The following is a 17,851-nucleotide window of genomic DNA, read 5'->3' on the forward strand; positions in this document are numbered from 1 at the left end:
TCGGCGTCCGCAGGCCGGCGCATGAGGTGCCGGCACCGCGGGTGGCGGCACCTTTTCTGCTTTTCTAGTCTGGGAGACTTTTTCGATGACCATCAAGATCGCCATCAACGGCTATGGCCGCATCGGTCGCTGCACCGTCCGCGCACTCTACGAACTCGGCCTGCGTGATCGATTCGAGATCGTGGCCATCAACGCGTCTGGCGACCTGGCCACCAATGCTCACCTGACCCGGTACGACACCACCCACGGCCGCTTCGCCTTCCCGGTGGAGACCGAGGGTGAGAACATGATCATCATCAATGGCGACCGCATCCCCTTCTTCTCCACCAAGGATCCACTTGCCATCAACTGGGGCGAACTCGGCGTAGACGTGCTGCTCGAGTGCACCGGTGCCTACACCGCCAAGGCCAAGGCCGAGGTCCACCTCAAGCAGGGCGCGAAGAAGATCCTGATTTCTGCGCCCGGCGGCGACGACGTCGATGCCACCATCGTCTACGGCGTCAACCACGACGTCCTCACCAGTGCGATGACGGTGGTTTCGAACGCTTCGTGCACGACCAACTGCCTGGCCCCCGTGGCCAAGGTGCTGCAGGACAACATCGGCATCGAGAAAGGCCTGATGACCACCATTCACGCCTACACCAACGATCAGGTGCTGGTGGATGTCCGGCACAAGGATCTGCGCCGTGCGCGCGCCGCCGCGCAGAACATCATCCCCACCAAGACCGGTGCGGCCAAGGCGGTGGGACTGGTGCTGCCCGCGCTCAAGGGCAAGTTCGACGGTTTCGCGCTGCGCGTGCCGACCATGAACGTATCGCTGGTCGACCTCACTTTTACCGCCAGCCGCGCCACGTCCAAGGAAGAGATCAACAATCTGATGATCGAAGCGTCGAAGGGCGCGCTCAAGGGCGTGCTCGCGGTAAACGAAGCGCCGCTGGTATCGATGGACTTCAACCACGATCCGCACTCGTCGGTCTTCGACGCGACGCAGACCCGGGTCATGGACGGCAACCTGGTGAAGGTGCTGGCGTGGTACGACAACGAGTGGGGCTACTCCTGCCGAATGCTCGACGCAGCCGGCGCACTGGCCAAGGCCTGATCACGCCACGCAAGCGCTCAATGCCGACACCGATGAACAGTGCAATAGTGGCTGCGCGTACCACCTGTAGCCGCCGCTTGGCGCCCAGCGCGTCCGGCCCGCACACGACGTCCGGGGAGTCCATCGGCCATGGCGACACCGGGCGCGATATTCGGTAATCAACCAGCCGGGCCGGACTCCTGTCCGGCCCGGCTTTTTTGCGGAACTCATACCATGCCTCTGCAAGTAAAGAAACTCGCCCAACTCGATGTGCGCGGCAAGAAAGTCTTCATCCGTGCCGACCTCAACGTACCGCAGGACGACGCCGGCAACATCACCGAGGACACCCGTATCCGCGCCTCGATCCCTTCCATCCAGTACTGTCTCGACAACGGCGCCGCCGTGATGGTGACTTCGCACCTTGGTCGTCCAACCGAGGGCACGGTCGGCCCCGACGACACCCTCGCGCCGGTTGCAGTGCGTCTCGGACAGTTGCTGAACAAGCCGGTGAAGCTGGTCACCGACTGGGTTGACGGCGGTTTCAGCGTCGAACCCGGCCAGGTCGTCCTGCTGGAAAACTGCCGCTGCAACAAGGGCGAGAAGAAGGACAACGAAGAACTGTCGAAGAAGATGGCTGCGCTGTGCGACGTTTATGTCAACGATGCATTCGGCACCGCGCACCGTGCCGAAGCCACCACGCACGGCATCGCGCGCTTTGCACCGGTCGCGTGCGCCGGCATGCTGATGGGCGCGGAAATCGACGCACTGTCGAAAGCGCTGCATGCGCCGGCACGGCCGCTGGTGGCCATCGTCGGCGGCGCCAAGGTGTCGACCAAGCTCACTATTCTGAAGACCCTTGCCGAAAAAGTCGATCAGCTGATCGTCGGTGGCGGCATCGCCAACACCTTCCTGCTCGCTGCCGGCAAGCGCATCGGTGAGTCGCTGGCGGAACCGGAAATGGTGCGTGAGGCCCACCAGGTGATGGACATCATGAAGGCCCGAGGTGCAGAAGTCCCGCTGCCGGTGGACGTCGTAGTGGCGGACGAGGTCTCGGCACTGGCACGCGCCAACCGTATTCCGGTCGACGAGGTCGGCCCTCACGACCGCATCCTCGACTTCGGCCCGAAGAGTTCGGCAAAGCTGGCAGACATCATCGCCCATGCCGGCACCATTGTCTGGAATGGCCCGGTCGGCGTCTTCGAGCACGCCCAGTTTGCCGGGGGCACGAAGATGATGGCCTCGGCCATCGCGCACTCGGAAGCGTTTTCGATCGCGGGCGGCGGTGACACGCTGGCGGCGATTGCCAAGTTCCACATCGCGGACGACGTCGGTTACATCTCCACCGGCGGCGGTGCCTTCCTGGAATTCCTCGAAGGCAAGACGCTACCGGCGATCGCTGCACTGGAAGCACGTTTCAACGACTGACAGCCCCCTCGTCACCGGCGAGTAAGGGCCATCTTGCGGGATGGCCCTTACACTGCGCGCCATCAGTGCCCAAGATTGAGCATCCGATCGGTATAACGCCGCCCCTGCTGCCTGCGCTCCTGCATGCGCTCGCCCTGTTTGTACGCCTTGTGCAGATAGCCATCCCGGCGCTGGCCCACACGCCTGTCCTCGTAGTGGACGTACACACACGAACATTGCTTTTGTGAGCAGTTCGGCAGCGGAATGGGGGGCGCCTCCGACGACAAGAAGCGCTTGCCTCGAAATGCGCGCACAGTGGCGCAGGCGGGGCCACTCGGCCTGATTTCAACGGCATGATATAAATGCTTGGGATGGCTGTCGCCCTCCTCCACGGGCTCTGGGACATCCTCTCCTTGCCTGTTGCGCATGATCACGAACGCCAACAGACCAAGCGCAATCAGCGCCAAAACCATTGCTGCAGTCTCCATACGGCACCTCCGCACATTCTTGCCTTCAGCATAGAACATGAAGATCGCCCCGTCGCCCCCGCATTGTGCTGCGCGACTCCGCTAGAATCACGCATTGCCTGCACGCGCGCCCATTCGCCGCCCCCCAATTACAGGAGACCACATGGCCCGCCACACCAAGATCGTTGCTACGCTCGGCCCCGCCTCGACCGATGCCCAGGTGCTCGAACGCATGGTCCATGCCGGGCTGGACGTTGTGAGGATGAACTTCTCTCATGGCAAGCCCGAAGATCACATCGCCCGCGCCGAGGGTGTCAGGGAAGCGTCGGCACGGACCGGACGGCCGGTAGGCATCCTCGCCGACCTGCAGGGGCCCAAGATCCGTGTTGGCAAATTCGAGAACGGCAGGATTACGCTGGCAGAGAATGCTGCCTTCATCCTCGATGCACGCTGCGAACTCGGCAATGAACATCGTGCTGGGCTCGATTACAAGGACTTACCCAAGGATGTGAAGGTGGGTGACATCCTGCTGCTCGACGATGGTCGCCTCAAACTGCGGGTGGAACGGATTCTGGGTCACGAGATCCATACCAAGGTGCGTGTGGGTGGCGAACTGTCGAACAACAAGGGTATCAACCGCCAGGGGGGCGGACTGACAGCCCCGGCGCTGACCGCCAAGGACATGGACGACATCAAGACTGCGGCATTGATCGGCGTCGATTTCGTCGCAGTCTCCTTCCCCAAGAGTGCGGCCGACATGTACATGGCGCGCCAACTACTGCGGGCGGCGGGAAGCGACGCCCTCCTCATCGCCAAGATCGAACGCACCGAGGCCGTTGCCAATCTCGAGGAGATTCTCGACGCCTCCGACGGCATCATGGTGGCGCGCGGAGATCTCGCCGTCGAAGTGGGTGACGCTGCCGTTCCGGCGCTGCAGAAAAAGATGATCCGTGCCGCGCGCGACCGCAACAAGCTCACCATCACCGCCACGCAGATGATGGAGTCGATGATCCTGAGCCCGGTGCCCACCCGTGCGGAAGTCTCCGACGTCGCCAATGCCGTGCTCGATGGCACAGATGCGGTCATGCTGTCGGCCGAGACCGCGGCGGGGAAATTTCCGGTTGAAGTCATCGAAGCCATGAGCCGGGTCTGTCTCGAAGCGGAGAAATCCGCCGAAGTGAGCCTCGATCGCGAAGTGCTGAACCGTCAATTCACCCGCATCGACCAGTCCATTGCGATGGCGGCGATCTGGACTGCCTACCACCTGAAGGTAAAGGCCATTGCCGCCCTCACCCAGACCGGCTCCACCGCCTTGTGGATGAGCCGCCTCAACAGCGGCGTGCCAATCTATGCACTGACGCCCGAAACCAGTTCGCGCAACCAGATGACGCTGTATCGCGAAGTCTATCCGCTGCTGATGAGCCAGCTTCATATCGATCGCGACGTGCTGTTGTGGGAGGCAGAGCAGATCCTGCTCGATCAGGGCGTGGTCGAGTACGGTGACCTGATCGTGCTCACGATTGGCGAGCCGATCGGTTCGTCGGGCGGCACCAATACGCTCAAGATCGTGCGCGTCGGCGATCATGTTCCACCCGACGACGCCGACTGATCGCCGGAGCCCCGGTCTCATCGTTCGTGTCGATTGTCTCAATCCATGTGAGCCTGTTTCGGCCCTGCCCGCTCACAGGATAAAATGACAGCTTATTCAACCTGAACCGTCCGGCGACATTGCGCCGGCCCCCCGGAGATTCCTGATGCCTCTCGTGTCCATGCGCCAGTTGCTCGACCACGCCGCCGAACACAGCTATGGCCTGCCCGCGTTCAACGTCAATAACCTCGAACAGGTCCAGGCCATTATGGAAGCGGCCGCCGAGGCTGACAGCCCGGTGATCATGCAAGCGTCTGCCGGCGCGCGAAAATACGCCGGTGAGGCATTTCTGCGTCACCTGATCGACGCCGCCATCGAGACCTATCCCAACATCCCCGTGGTCATGCACCAGGACCACGGCCAGAGCCCGGCAATCTGCATGGCCGCAATCCGCTCCGGCTTCTCCAGCGTGATGATGGACGGCTCGCTGCTCGAAGACGGCAAGACGCCCTCGTCCTACGAGTACAACGTTGCGGTCAGCCGCGAGGTGGTGAAGTTCTCGCACGCCATCGGCGTCACGGTCGAGGCCGAACTCGGCTGCCTCGGATCGCTCGAAACCGGCCAGGCCGGCGAAGAGGACGGCGTCGGCGCCGAGGGTACGCTGGACCATTCTCAACTGCTCACCGACCCCGACCAGGCCGCCGATTTCGTCAAGCAGACCGATTGCGACGCACTCGCCATTGCCATCGGCACCAGCCACGGTGCGTACAAGTTCACCCGAAAGCCCACCGGCGATATCCTCGCCATCGAGCGCATCAAGGCCATCCACGCCCGCCTGCCCAACACCCACCTGGTCATGCACGGCTCGTCGTCGGTGCCGCAGGAACTGCTCGAGATCATCCGCCAGTATGGCGGCGACATGAAGGAAACCTATGGCGTGCCGGTCGAGGAGATCGTGGAAGGGATCAAGTACGGGGTACGCAAGATCAATATCGACACCGACATCCGCCTGGCGATGACCGGTGCGGTGCGCAAGTTCCTGTTCGAGAACCCGTCCAAGTTCGATCCGCGCGAATTCAACAAGCCCGCGCGTGAGGCTGCCAAACTGGTGTGCAAAGCACGCTTCGAAGCCTTCGGCTGCGCCGGCATGGCGTCCAGGATCAAGCCGATGTCGCTGGACCGGATCGCCGCCCGCTACAAGGCTGGCGAACTGGCCCAGGTCGTGCGCTGAGCATCACGCTGCGCGGGCGTAACGGCAAAGCAATATCGAGCGCGCCACCGGCGCGCTTTTTCTTGCCGAGAAACCTGTGGAAAGGGACCTGACCGATGAGCACACCACACCGCCACTGCTTCACCTACGGATCGCTGATGACCCCGCACATCATGTTCGACGTGTGCGGCACGGCGCTGTCTGCCATCGCAGCCCGGCTCTCCGGTTTCAGCCGTCACCCGGTGCGCGGAGAAGACTATCCGGGCATGATCGGAAATGCCGGCCACGAGGTCGCCGGCATTCTCTACCTCGACGTGCCAGCGGACGCCCTTGCCCGGCTAGACGCCTTCGAAGGCGAGCAGTATCGACGCAGCACCGTCACCGTACGCTGTGATGACGGCCGGCACCTTCCTGCCGATACCTATGTGTTCCGCTCCGAATACGCCCACTTGCTGCTACCCGGCGAATGGGACCTGGCGGCCTTCGAACGCGACGGACGCGCGCGCTTCGAGCGCAAGTTCACCGGTATTCCCAAACGTTGATCGGGTCCTTCAGTAGGTTTCGACCTGACCAGTCCACATTTCAGGACTGAAGCACACCACGCGATTGCGACCGCTCTCCTTCGCGCGATAAAGCGCCACGTCGGCGAACTTGACGGTCTGCCAGAAGGTGTTGCTGTCATCGGCGAGCATTGCCACCCCGACCGAGATGGTCTTCTGCAGCACATGGCCATTGATCTGCACCTTCAGCGCTGCAACCGCCTCGCGGATGTTCTCGGCAATTCTGACGGCCGCTGCCTCGTCGGCATCTTGCAACACGATCAGGAACTCTTCGCCGCCGAAACGGATCACCATGTCCGACGCCCGCACCGACTGCCGCAGCACGCCGGCGAGCGCTTTCAATACCGCATCGCCGGCATCATGGCCGTGCGTATCGTTGACGACCTTGAAGTAGTCGAGATCGAGCATGAGCACTGCCAGCGGCGTCTTGCGCCGGCGCGCATTCGCAATCAGCGTATCGACGTACTCTTCGAGGAAACGGCGATTGTTCAGCCCCGTCATCGCATCGCGCAGCGATGACTGGCGCAAGGTCTCGTTTAGACGCTTGGCCTCGAGTACCGGTGCCATCTCGCGCAGATAGACATGTACGTAAGGCACCTGCTCTATCGTCGCCTCGGCGCGCGAGGCGGGAACGACGAGCTGAACCACGCTTCCCACCGAGCCCGACTGGATGATCGGCACACAGTAATACCGTCGGGTCTCGCCGGCATCCACGGGGGCATGGAAGGCGTTGCAGATGTCGGGGCTGACGAGCCCGTCGACCGGATGACCGGTGCGACGCGCGCGGCACATCTCACTGCGTCCCATGATCTGCGGATCGCACCAGCGGCACTCCGCGCCGGGCAGGCCGTCGACCATAATCGACGCCATCTGCTTCGCGCCTTCGGTCTCGTAGATGGAGAACTCGTCGATGCCGAAGCGCTCGACCAAAACCTTGCCGAAACGGCCGTAGATCTCGCGCTTGTTCTCATCTTCCTCGATCGCCTGTTTGAAAGCCGACGCATCTGCCAGGCCATTGACCATGTCGATGGTGGCTTCGAGCTGATTCTCGCCCTGGCGCGGATTGCGGCCGGTCAGTTGCGTCACGCGCTGAGTGATGCGCGACAAGCCCTCGTCCAGGAAGCTCAGCAGCTGATTGGTCTGGCTGGCGATCTTGCCGATCTCGTCCTCGGTGCGCTGTTCCAGCCGCCCCTTGAAGTCCCCCTTGAGCGCACGCTGGACGGTTTTCTCCACCGCCTGTGCGGTATCGCCGACGGGCAGGATCAGGCGTCTGGCCAACAACAGCGACGCCAGCGAGATCGACGCCACGGTCGCCAGGATGATGGCGATGGCGAACAGGGCCGTACGCTTGATCTCGGCCAGGGACAGCTCGATGGTCACGGCCCCCAACACCGTCCCCTCCGACACCTGGTGACATTGCAGGCAATTGGGCGAACCATGCGAACTCGCCGCAAAGGGGATGGTGCCGCGAAAGACGGTTTCACCATCGGCATCATCGAGAAAATAGCGCGCCCGCCCGTCGGCAAGAACATCGCGCTCGGTCGAGTCCGCCGGCGCCTCCTGCGGCATGCCTTCACCAAACTGCTGATTGACGTGCGGCGAACGGATCACACGCGCCGAACGCAAGCCCTGGACTTCACGCAGGCGATCAAGAAACTGCTCGCGCTTGTCGATCACGCCGTGAATCATCGCCTCGGTCAGGTGCACCCGGACCATTTCCGCTGCGGTCCGGACGTGCGCGGTCGACGACGATATCGAAAAACTACGAAAGGCATAAAGGCTGATGATCGTAAGGGTAACCAGGATACCCAGTGTCACGGCGACCAGCAGCAAGGTGACCTTGCGGTTCAGGTTCATTGCAAATCCATCCTGACCGATAATGTTGAAGGTGATGACGAGCGCCGGATTATCGCAGAAAGTCCATGCCAAAAACATGGACTTTCCGTCTTTGTGCCGGGTAGTGTGCGATGCTGCACAAATAAGCGGAAAGTAATATTCGATCAGGCCCCCGTCCGGTCAGTCCGACATCGCCCGCATCATCGTCGCGCCGTCGGACTGCAGAAAATCCAGCAACGCCTCGAGCGCCGGCGTCAATGGCCGGTCGGCATGCACCAGCACATTCCACTCGCGAATCACCGGCGTATCGGCCACGTCGAGGCGCACCAGGCGTCCGCTTTCAACCTCCATCGCAAACGTGTGATGCGACAGGAAGGCGATGCCCATCCCCGCCATCACTGCCTGCTTGAGCGTTTCATTGCTGCCCAGTTCATCGGCCGCGAGCGGCTTGATGCCGTGCGCGCGCAGGAATCGTTCGAGATTGGTCCGCGTTCCGGAGCCGCGCTCGCGCAACAACAGGCGCTCCCCGGCCAACGCCGATGGCGGTATGTTGCGCCGCGTCGCCATCGGGTGATCGGGGCGGGCAACGAAAGACAGCCTGTGCGGGTAGAACGGAATGCGGCGCAGGGCCAGGCCACTCGGCGGCTGTCCCATGATGGCCAGATCCGCCCGCTTCTCCTGCAGCAAGGCATGCACGCGATCGCGGTTCTCCACCGTCAGGCGAAACTTGATGTCCGGATGGCGACGGCCGAACTCGGCCAGCAGATGGGGGACGAAATACTCCGCGGTGGTAATGGCCACCACCTCCAGCGTTCCCGCGGCCACACCGAGCATCGACTTCAGCTCGACCTCGGCCACGTCCAGCGCCACCAGCGCGTCCCGTGCCCGCCGCACCAGGACCTCGCCCGCGGCGGTCAGCCGAATCTCGCGGCGGCCGTCGACCAACACCTGCCCCACCAGTGATTCCAGCTCCTTGATCTGCATCGACACTGCAGGCTGGGTCAGGTGAAGCAAGCGCGCCGCCTGGGTGAAGCTTGCGGTATCGGCGACGGCAACAATGGCGCGCAATTGCTTGAGGGTCAGCCGCTGAGCCAGTTTCATCAGGCTTCCTTATCTCAAAACGACAATATTTATCATTAGATCTTATATCAGCGAGAGCTTAATGTCGCTCTACCAGACCAGAGGAGACAGACATGGGCGCACCCGACAATCCGCAGCAGATTCTCGACCCCAGGAAGCGTTACCAGGCCGGCGTGCTCAAGTACGCCCAGATGGGGTACTGGGACGCGGACTACGAACCGAAGGACACCGACGTCCTCGCCGTCTTCCGCATCACACCGCAAGAAGGCGTGGACCCGATCGAAGCCGCTGCCGCCGTGGCGGGCGAATCATCGACCGCCACCTGGACCGTGGTGTGGACCGACCGCCTGACCGCGAGCGACACCTACCGTGCGAAGGCCTACCGAATCGACCCGGTGCCGGGCCAGCAGGGCCAGTACTTCTGCTGGGTCGCCTACGACCTCGACCTCTTCGAGGAGGGTTCGATCGCCAACCTTACCGCCTCGATCATCGGCAACGTGTTCAGCTTCAAGCCGCTCAAGGCTGCGCGTCTGGAGGACATGCGCCTGCCCTTGGCCTATGTGAAGACCTTCCGCGGCCCGCCGACCGGCATTGTGGTCGAGCGTGAGCGCCTGGAGAAATACGGCCGCCCGCTGCTGGGCGCGACGATGAAACCCAAGCTGGGGCTGTCGGGCAAGAACTACGGACGCGTCGTGTACGAGGCGCTGCGCGGCGGGCTCGATTTCACCAAGGACGACGAGAACATCAATTCGCAGCCCTTCATGCACTGGCGCGACCGCTTCCTGTACTGCATGGAAGGCGTCAACCAGGCCGCTGCGCAGAGCGGCGAGATCAAGGGCCATTACCTCAACATCACCGCCGGCACCATGGAAGAGATGTACAGGCGGGCGGAATTTGCCCGCGATCTCGGTTCCTGCGTGGTGATGATCGATCTCGTCATCGGATGGACCGCAATCCAGTCGATCAGCAACTGGTGTCGCGACAACGACATGATCCTGCACATGCACCGCGCCGGCCACGGCACCTACACCCGCCAGAAGAACCACGGCGTGAGCTTCCGCGTCATCGCCAAGTGGCTGCGCCTGGCCGGCGTCGATCACCTGCACGCAGGCACCGCGGTCGGCAAGCTCGAAGGCGATCCGATGACCGTGCAGGGCTTTTACAACGTGTGTCGCGACACGGTGACGAAACAGGATCTTCCCCGCGGTCTGTTCTTCGACCAGGACTGGGCCAGCATCAAGCGCGTCATGCCGGTCGCTTCGGGCGGCATCCATGCCGGCCAGATGCACCAGCTGCTCGATCTGTTCGGCGACGAGGTCGTACTCCAGTTCGGCGGCGGCACCATCGGCCATCCGATGGGCATCCAGGCCGGCGCCCAGGCCAACCGCGTGGCCCTCGAAGCCATGGTGCTGGCGCGCAACGAAGGCCGTGACATCGTCAATGAAGGGCCGCAGATCCTGGCCGATGCGGCCAAATGGTGCCAGCCCCTGCGCGCCGCCCTCGATACCTGGGGCGACATCACCTTCAATTACACCAGCACGGATACGTCGGACTTCGTTCCCACCGCCAGTGTCGCCTGAGTGACCCGCGTTCAGGCACCAGAACAGCAAGAGGAGACATCATCATGCGCATTAATCAAGGCTGCTTTTCCTTCCTTCCCGATCTCGACGACACGCAGATCGCGGCACAGATCGGCTACTGCCTGCGCCAGCACTGGGCCGTCGCGATCGAATTCACCGACGACCCCCACCCGCGCAATACCTACTGGTCGATGTGGGGACTGCCGATGTTCGACCTTGCCGATGCGGCCGGTGTGATGCACGAACTGCGGGCCTGCCGCGAGGCCAACCCGGAGCACTACGTCCGCGTCAACGCTTTCGACTCGACCAAGGGCTGGGAGACGGTGCGCATGTCCTTCATCGTCCAGCGCCCGACCAAGGAACCCGGCTTCCGCCTCATTCGTCAGGAGACCAGCGGGCGGAACCTGCGCTACACGCTCGAGAGTTATGCGGTGACTGCCGCCACCGAAGGCGCGCGCTACGCCGGCTGAGCGCATTTTTCGTTGTGGCACGGTCGGGGCAGCCGCCCCAGCGGCGCCGCAAGAACGGGCCGGGACCATCCGCAGTCCCGGGCCAGCGATGACGAACACAGGAGACCACCATGAGTGCAAGTGATCTGCAGGGGCTGAGCCCTGCCGCACCGCCGGCGTCCGACATGCACATCGACCTTGCCGCCGAATATGCCGATGCCGGCATCGGCGACGTGCTCGAGCGCCTGGAGCGCGACCTCGTCGGACTGGCCCCGGTCAAACGCCGGGTGCGGGAAATCGCCGCCCTGCTACTGGTCGACCGCGTCCGCCAACGCCTCGGCCTCACGACCGCCGCGCCGTCGTTACACATGAGCTTCACCGGCAATCCCGGGACGGGCAAGACCACGGTCGCCCTGCGCATGGCTGAAATCCTGCAGCGCCTCGGCTATTGCCGCCGCGGCCAGGTGGTGGCCGTGACCCGTGACGATCTCGTCGGTCAATACATCGGTCACACCGCACCCAAGACCAAGGAGGTGCTCAAGCGCGCGATGGGCGGCGTGCTGTTCATCGACGAAGCCTATTACCTGTACCGCCCGGAAAATGAAAAGGACTACGGCCAGGAGGCGATCGAGATCCTGCTGCAAGTCATGGAGAATCAGCGTGACGATCTGGTGGTGATCCTCGCCGGCTACGCCGATCGCATGGAGCGATTCTTCGAGTCGAACCCCGGCATGAAATCGCGTGTCGCCCACCATGTGGACTTTCCGGACTATGCCAATGCAGAGCTGGGCGAAATCGCCGAGCGCATGCTGGCGCAGTGGAACTACCGTTTCGACCCCGCCGCCCGCCTCGCCTTCGACGAGTACATTGCGCTGCGCCGCGATCGCCCCCACTTCGCCAACGCCCGCAGCATCCGCAATGCGCTCGACCGCATGCGCATGCGCCAGGCCCTGAGGCTGTTCGAGTCCGGTGCCACGGTGGATGCCGACACACTGAGCACGTTGAGCGAAGCCGATGTCCGCGCCAGCCGTCAGTTCTCCGAGCCGTCCGCGGCAGCACGCCGGGATGAGCCAGAGTTCGACAGCGAACTCGACTTCGATCCCGAACGCGGTGCCGACCGCATCGACTACTGACCCGACTCGCCGAGACCGCCACCATGTTCAACATCGAGCGTAGCACCCTGACCGAATACCTGATCGACCAGCGCCGCCATCACCCCGATGCCACCGGCGAACTCAATGCTCTCATCCTGCAGGTTGCACAGGCATGCAAGGCCATCTCGCGCGCCATCGCCCATGGCGCGCTGGCCGACATGCTCGGCGACCACGGCGCCGACAACGTGCAGGGCGAACAGCAGAAGAAACTCGACGTCCTCGCCGATAACATATTCCTGCGCGCCACGCACTGGGGCGGCAGCCTCGCCGGCATGATCTCGGAGGAGAACGAGGCACCGATTCCACTGCCCGCAGGTCACAGCCGCGGCAAGTACCTGCTCGCCTTCGATCCGCTCGACGGCTCCAGCAATATCGATGTCAACGTGGCCGTGGGATCGATCTTCTCCATCCTGCGCGCCGCCACCCCCGGCGAAGACGCCGGCGCCGACGACTTCCTCCAGCCCGGCACACGGCAGGTTGCCGCCGGCTACGCCATCTACGGCCCGTCCACGATGCTCGTCCTCAGCGTCGGCAAGGGCGTGGCGGGGTTCACTTTCAATCCGATCCTGGGCGACTTCTTCCTGACCCATCCGGACATCCGCGTGCCGTCCACCACCCGCGAATTTGCGATCAATGCCTCCAACTCGCGCTTCTGGGCGCCCCCGGTGAGGCGATATGTGGACGAATGCCTGGCCGGGCGCAGCGGTCCGCGCGGCACCGACTTCAACATGCGCTGGATCGCCTCACTGGTGGCCGAAACCCACCGCATCCTGATGCGCGGCGGCGTGTTCCTGTATCCGCGCGACAGCAAGGACCCGTCGAAAGCGGGTCGCCTGCGCCTGCTTTACGAGTGCAACCCGATCGGCTTCATCATCGAGCAGGCAGGCGGGCGCGCCTCCACCGGCCACGGCCCCGTACTCGAGGTCACGCCGGAATCGCTGCATCAGCGCATTGGCTTCGTGTTCGGCTCCAGCGACGAGGTCGAGCGCATCGAGCGCTACCACCTGGAGCCGGCCACGACCGCGGAGCGCCCGCTGCCGCTGTTCAACACCCGCTCGCTGTTCAGCGACAGCCCCGCATTCACACAGTAAGGAGGGCACGCCATGTCCGAACGCCACCCCATCGTCGCCATCACCGGCTCTTCCGGCGCCGGCACGAGCACCGTGCAGCGCACCTTCGAGGAGATTTTCCGGCGCGAGAGCGTCACCGCGGCGGTCGTCGAGGGCGACAGCTTCCACGCCTACGACCGCAAGACCATGCGCGCCAGACTTGCCGAGGCGGAGTCCGACGGCCAACTGTCCCATTTCAGTCATTTCGGCGCCGAAGCCAACCTGTTCAGTGAGTTGGAGCAGTTGTTCCGCAGCTACGCCGAGACAGGCAGCGGCCGACGGCGGCGTTACCTGCACAGCCGCGAGGAAGCCGAGCCCTACCATCAGGAGCCAGGCACCTTCACCCCGTGGGAGGAGATCCCGACCGGGACTGACCTGCTGTTCTACGAAGGTCTCCATGGTGCGGTGCAAGGCGAAGGGCTTGACGTCGCCCGCTTCCCCGACCTGCTGATCGGCGTGGTGCCGGTGGTCAATCTGGAGTGGATCCAGAAGCTGCATCGCGACAAGAACATGCGCGGCTATTCGACCGAGGCCGTTACCGACACCATCCTGCGCCGCATGCACGACTACGTGCATTACATCGTGCCGCAGTTTGCCCGCACCCATGTGAATTTCCAGCGCGTGCCGATGGTGGACACCTCCAATCCCTTCATCGCCCGCGCCATCCCCACCGCCGACGAATCAATGGTGGTGATCCGCTTCGCCAACCCCAAGGGGATCGATTTTCCCTACCTGCAGAACATGATCCACGGCAGCTTCATGAGCCGCGCCAACACCATCGTCGTGCCCGGCGGCAAGATGGAGCTGGCGATGCAACTGATCTTCACCCCCTTCATCTGGCGCCTGATGGAACGGCGAAGGAAGCTGCTGTGACGCCCGCCCTTGTTGTCGGCGCCAGCCGTATGTGCCCGCGCTTCGTGGCGCACGGGGTATTCACTCCGACGGCTGCGAAACTCACTCGCTGCGCTCACTCGGACAGTCCTCGCCGTCTCCGTGAATACCCCGCACACCACTTCGTCCGTGCAGGCTCGACGAAAGATCAATCGACGTCTGCCGCCGATACCGGCAGCGGTCGCGCCGCGCACTGGCACCACGGCCAAGCCGGCTGTGCGGGGTATCTGTGGCGTAGCCGAGGACTGTCCGAGCCCGCAGGGCGAGTTCCGCAGGCTACAGAACAGATACCTCGTGCAGCCAGCGGTTCGCAGCACAAACGGCCCCGCTCGAGCTGATTCCCTGATCGACCTTACCCGGAGGAACACTCCAATGAACATGCGCCTGTCCCAAACCGCGCAGGACACCCTGTGTGCCAACGCCCTGCGTTTCCTCGCCATCGACGCCGTCGAAGCGGCGCAGTCCGGCCACCCCGGCATGCCCATGGGCATGGCCGAGATCGCCGTGGCCCTGTGGACCCGCCACCTCAAGCACAACCCCACCGATCCCGCGTGGCCCGACCGCGACCGCTTCATTCTCAGCAACGGCCACGGCTCCATGCTGCATTACGCCCTGCTCCACCTCAGCGGCTACGACCTCCCGCTCAACGAACTCAAGCGCTTCCGCCAGCTCCACAGCAAGACACCCGGCCACCCCGAGCACGGCCTCACCCCCGGCATCGAAACGACCACCGGCCCGCTCGGCCAGGGACTCGCCAACGCGGTCGGCATGGCGCTCGCCGAGAAGCTCCTCGCCGCCGAATTCAACAAGCCGGGCCATCGCATCGTCGACCACCTCACCTGGGCCTTCGTCGGTGACGGCTGCCTGATGGAAGGCATCAGCCATGAGGCGGCCAGCTTCGCCGGCGTGCAACGCCTGTCCAAACTGATCGCACTATGGGACGACAACCGCATCTCCATCGACGGCGACGTCTCCGGCTGGTTCGGGGACGACACCCCGGCGCGCTTCCGCGCCTATGGCTGGAACGTCGTCGAGCAGGTGGACGGCCACGATGTCGACGCCATCGACCGCGCCATCCGAGAAGCGCGCGACAACGCCGCCAACGACCTTGGCCCGACCCTGATCTGCTGCCGCACCGTCATCGGCCGCGGCAGCCCGGCACGCGCAGGCACCGCCGGCATTCATGGCGCGCCACTGGGCAAGGATGAGATTGCCGCCACCCGAACGGCGCTGGGCTGGGATCACGCACCATTTGACATCCCGGCGGAGATTCGCAGCAGTTTCGACGCCCGCGACCGCGGCAGTGCGCGTCAGGCCGAGTGGCAGGCACGCTTCGATGCCTACGCACACCAGTGGCCCGAGGCGGCGGCCGAATTCAGCCGCCGCGCAGGCGGCCAGCTGCCCACCGGCTTCGGCGTGCTCGCCGACGCCATCCTGCGCGGCGTTCACAATGAAGGCATCACCGTTGCCAGCCGCAAGGCCAGCCAGCAAGCCATCGGCCGCCTTGCCCGCGCCCTGCCCGAGCTGCTCGGCGGCTCGGCCGATCTCACCCACTCCAACCTCACCGACTGGCCGGGCTGTGGCGCAGTGCGAGCAGATCAGGGCGGACGCCACATCAACTGGGGCGTGCGCGAGTTCGGCATGGCCGCCGCACTCAACGGCATCGCCCTGCACGGCGGCTATCTGCCCTTTGGCGCCACCTTTCTCGTCTTTTCCGACTATGCCCGCAACGCCATGCGCATGAGCGCGCTGATGCGCCAGCGCGTGGTGTACGTGATGACCCACGACTCCATCGGCCTGGGCGAGGACGGCCCCACCCACCAGCCGGTCGAACACCTGCCCAGCTTGCGCCAGATTCCCAACCTCGACGTGTGGCGACCGTGCGATGCGGTCGAGACACAGGCTGCCTGGAACGCCGCGGTCACGCGTAGCGGCGGCCCCAGCGTACTCGCCTGCTCGCGTCAGAACCTGCCCCACCAGACCCGCGACGCCGACCGTCTGGCCGACATCGCACGTGGCGGATACATCCTCGCCGAGGCACACGGCAACCGCCCCGCGCTGGTGCTGATCGCGACCGGTTCCGAAGTCGCGCTGGCGATGGGTGCGCGAACGCTGCTCGAGGCCGACGGCATTCCCACCCGCGTCGTCTCCATGCCCTGCACCAGTGCCTTCGACCGCCAGGAACCGGGCTGGCGCGACGTGGTGCTCCCGCCGGGCGTGGCGCGCGTCGCGGTCGAAGCCGCACAACCGGACGGCTGGTGGAAATACCTCGCCAACGCGCCCCGCGCCGCCGTCGTGGGCATCGACCGCTTCGGCGAATCGGCGCCGGCGGCCGAGCTTGCCGCGCTGTTCGGCATGACACCGGAGCGCGTGGCCGACACCGCCCGCCGATTGTTCTGACACCGGATCACATCACTCGAGGAGACACCATGAGCATCAGAGTCGCCATCAACGGCTATGGGCGCATCGGCCGCAACGTGCTGCGTGCCCACTACGAAAGCGGCAAACGGCACGACATCGAGATCGTCGCCATCAACGATCTGGGCAGTCCCGACACCAACGCCCATCTCACCCGTTTCGACAGCATTCACGGCCCCTTTCCACACTCGGTGGAGGTCGGTGAGGGCAGCATGGCGGTGGCGGGCGACACCATCCGGGTGTTTGCCGAGCGCGACCCGGCACGCCTGCCATGGCAGCAACTGGGGATCGACGTCGTGCTCGAATGCACCGGGCTCTTCACTTCGCGCGACAAGGCCGGGGCCCATCTGGCTGCCGGCGCGCACAAGGTGCTGATCTCGGCCCCGGGTGGGGACGACGTCGACGCCACCATCGTGTATGGCGTCAATGATCACATCCTGCGCCGCAGCCATCGTGTGGTGTCGAACGCAAGCTGTACCACCAACTGCCTCGCCCCGCTCGCCTTCGCGCTCCATCGCCCGCTGAGCATCGTGCGCGGTCACATGGTGACGGTCCATTCCTACACCAACGACCAGGTGCTGATCGACGTTCATCATACCGACCTGCGTCGCGCCCGCTCCGCCACCCAGTCGTTGATCCCGACCAGGACGGGCGCCGCCGCCGCGGTCGGCCTGGTGCTGCCCGAACTGGCCGGCAAGCTCGACGGCTACGCCATGCGCGTACCCACGCCGAATGTCTCGTTCACCCACTTCACCTTCGCCGCATCGCGCCACACCAGTGTCGGCGAAGTCAACGACCTCGTCCGCGAAGCCGCCCATGGAAGCTTGCGCGGCATTCTCGGCATCAACGATCTGCCATTGGTGTCCTGCGACTTCAACCACAACCCGCACTCGAGTCTGTTCGACGCCACCCTGACCAAGGTCGACGACGATCTCGTCACCGTCACGGCCTGGTACGACAACGAATGGGGGTTCTCCAACCGCATGCTCGACACCGCGTGCGCCATGACGCAAGCCGACTGAGCCCT

Annotated in this window: 15 protein-coding genes; 12 read left to right on the forward strand and 3 right to left on the reverse strand. The window is 64.2% G+C overall.

The genetic code is table 11. From position 1 onward, the window contains the following. Positions 1-85 precede the first annotated feature (85 nt). The gene (gene gap / locus J5J83_RS09600; RefSeq protein ID WP_212348447.1) at positions 86-1,099 is read left to right on the forward strand and encodes a type I glyceraldehyde-3-phosphate dehydrogenase; all 1,014 of its coding nucleotides are present in this window, start codon (positions 86-88) and stop codon (positions 1,097-1,099) included. A 219-nt stretch (positions 1,100-1,318) separates the two neighbouring features. Next, complete coding sequence (locus tag J5J83_RS09605) at positions 1,319-2,503, forward strand: phosphoglycerate kinase (protein WP_212352960.1); 1,185 nt, start codon at positions 1,319-1,321, stop codon at positions 2,501-2,503. 62 nt (positions 2,504-2,565) lie between these two features. On the opposite strand, the gene J5J83_RS09610 is transcribed toward J5J83_RS09605, so the two are convergent. After that, complete coding sequence (locus J5J83_RS09610; RefSeq protein WP_212348449.1) at positions 2,566-3,009, reverse strand: hypothetical protein; 444 nt, start codon at positions 3,007-3,009, stop codon at positions 2,566-2,568. Positions 3,010-3,112: 103 nt separating this feature from the next. Here J5J83_RS09610 and pyk point away from each other — a divergent pair, with 103 nt between their 5' ends. The 3 genes from pyk to J5J83_RS09625 all read left to right on the forward strand — a co-directional run bounded on the left by pyk (position 3,113) and on the right by J5J83_RS09625 (position 6,289). Then, positions 3,113-4,558, forward strand: a complete 1,446-nt coding sequence (gene pyk / locus J5J83_RS09615) for a pyruvate kinase (RefSeq protein ID WP_212348451.1) — start codon at positions 3,113-3,115, stop codon at positions 4,556-4,558. A gap of 145 nt (positions 4,559-4,703) precedes the next feature. Further along, complete coding sequence (gene fba, locus J5J83_RS09620; protein WP_212348453.1) at positions 4,704-5,768, forward strand: class II fructose-bisphosphate aldolase; 1,065 nt, start codon at positions 4,704-4,706, stop codon at positions 5,766-5,768. Between the two features lie 95 nt (positions 5,769-5,863). After that, a complete protein-coding gene (locus J5J83_RS09625) occupies positions 5,864-6,289 on the forward strand; it encodes a gamma-glutamylcyclotransferase family protein (RefSeq protein WP_212348455.1) in 426 nt (141 codons plus the stop codon). Positions 6,290-6,298: 9 nt separating this feature from the next. Here J5J83_RS09625 and J5J83_RS09630 read toward each other — a convergent pair whose 3' ends face one another. Further along, on the reverse strand, positions 6,299-8,242 hold the full coding sequence (locus J5J83_RS09630; RefSeq protein ID WP_249115667.1) for a GGDEF domain-containing protein: 1,944 nt from the start codon (positions 8,240-8,242) through the stop codon (positions 6,299-6,301). An 81-nt stretch (positions 8,243-8,323) separates the two neighbouring features. Continuing rightward, a complete protein-coding gene (locus J5J83_RS09635; protein WP_212348457.1) occupies positions 8,324-9,244 on the reverse strand; it encodes a LysR substrate-binding domain-containing protein in 921 nt (306 codons plus the stop codon). A 92-nt stretch (positions 9,245-9,336) separates the two neighbouring features. On the opposite strand from J5J83_RS09635, the gene J5J83_RS09640 reads away from it, so the two are divergent. The 7 genes from J5J83_RS09640 (at position 9,337) to gap (J5J83_RS09670) (ending at position 17,846) form a co-directional block, all read left to right on the forward strand. Next, positions 9,337-10,803 carry a form I ribulose bisphosphate carboxylase large subunit gene (locus J5J83_RS09640; protein WP_212348459.1) on the forward strand — a complete coding sequence of 489 codons (1,467 nt, stop codon included), beginning with the start codon at positions 9,337-9,339 and terminating at the stop codon, positions 10,801-10,803. Between the two features lie 44 nt (positions 10,804-10,847). Further along, complete coding sequence (locus J5J83_RS09645) at positions 10,848-11,273, forward strand: ribulose bisphosphate carboxylase small subunit (RefSeq protein WP_212348461.1); 426 nt, start codon at positions 10,848-10,850, stop codon at positions 11,271-11,273. A gap of 110 nt (positions 11,274-11,383) precedes the next feature. Further along, entirely contained in the window at positions 11,384-12,385 is a 1,002-nt protein-coding gene (gene cbbX / locus J5J83_RS09650) for a CbbX protein (RefSeq protein WP_249115668.1), read from the forward strand. A gap of 23 nt (positions 12,386-12,408) precedes the next feature. Further along, positions 12,409-13,497, forward strand: coding sequence for a class 1 fructose-bisphosphatase (locus tag J5J83_RS09655; RefSeq protein ID WP_212348464.1), 1,089 nt, complete (start codon positions 12,409-12,411; stop codon positions 13,495-13,497). 12 nt (positions 13,498-13,509) lie between these two features. After that, positions 13,510-14,388: a phosphoribulokinase gene (locus tag J5J83_RS09660; protein WP_212348467.1), complete on the forward strand. Its 879-nt coding sequence runs from the start codon at positions 13,510-13,512 to the stop codon at positions 14,386-14,388. A 390-nt stretch (positions 14,389-14,778) separates the two neighbouring features. Then, positions 14,779-16,806 carry a transketolase gene (gene tkt, locus J5J83_RS09665; RefSeq protein WP_212348470.1) on the forward strand — a complete coding sequence of 676 codons (2,028 nt, stop codon included), beginning with the start codon at positions 14,779-14,781 and terminating at the stop codon, positions 16,804-16,806. Between the two features lie 29 nt (positions 16,807-16,835). After that, positions 16,836-17,846 carry a type I glyceraldehyde-3-phosphate dehydrogenase gene (gap, locus tag J5J83_RS09670; protein WP_212348473.1) on the forward strand — a complete coding sequence of 337 codons (1,011 nt, stop codon included), beginning with the start codon at positions 16,836-16,838 and terminating at the stop codon, positions 17,844-17,846. Positions 17,847-17,851 lie beyond the last annotated feature (5 nt).

This window comes from Azoarcus sp. L1K30, assembly GCF_018122735.1.
Lineage (GTDB): Bacteria > Pseudomonadota > Gammaproteobacteria > Burkholderiales > Rhodocyclaceae > Parazoarcus.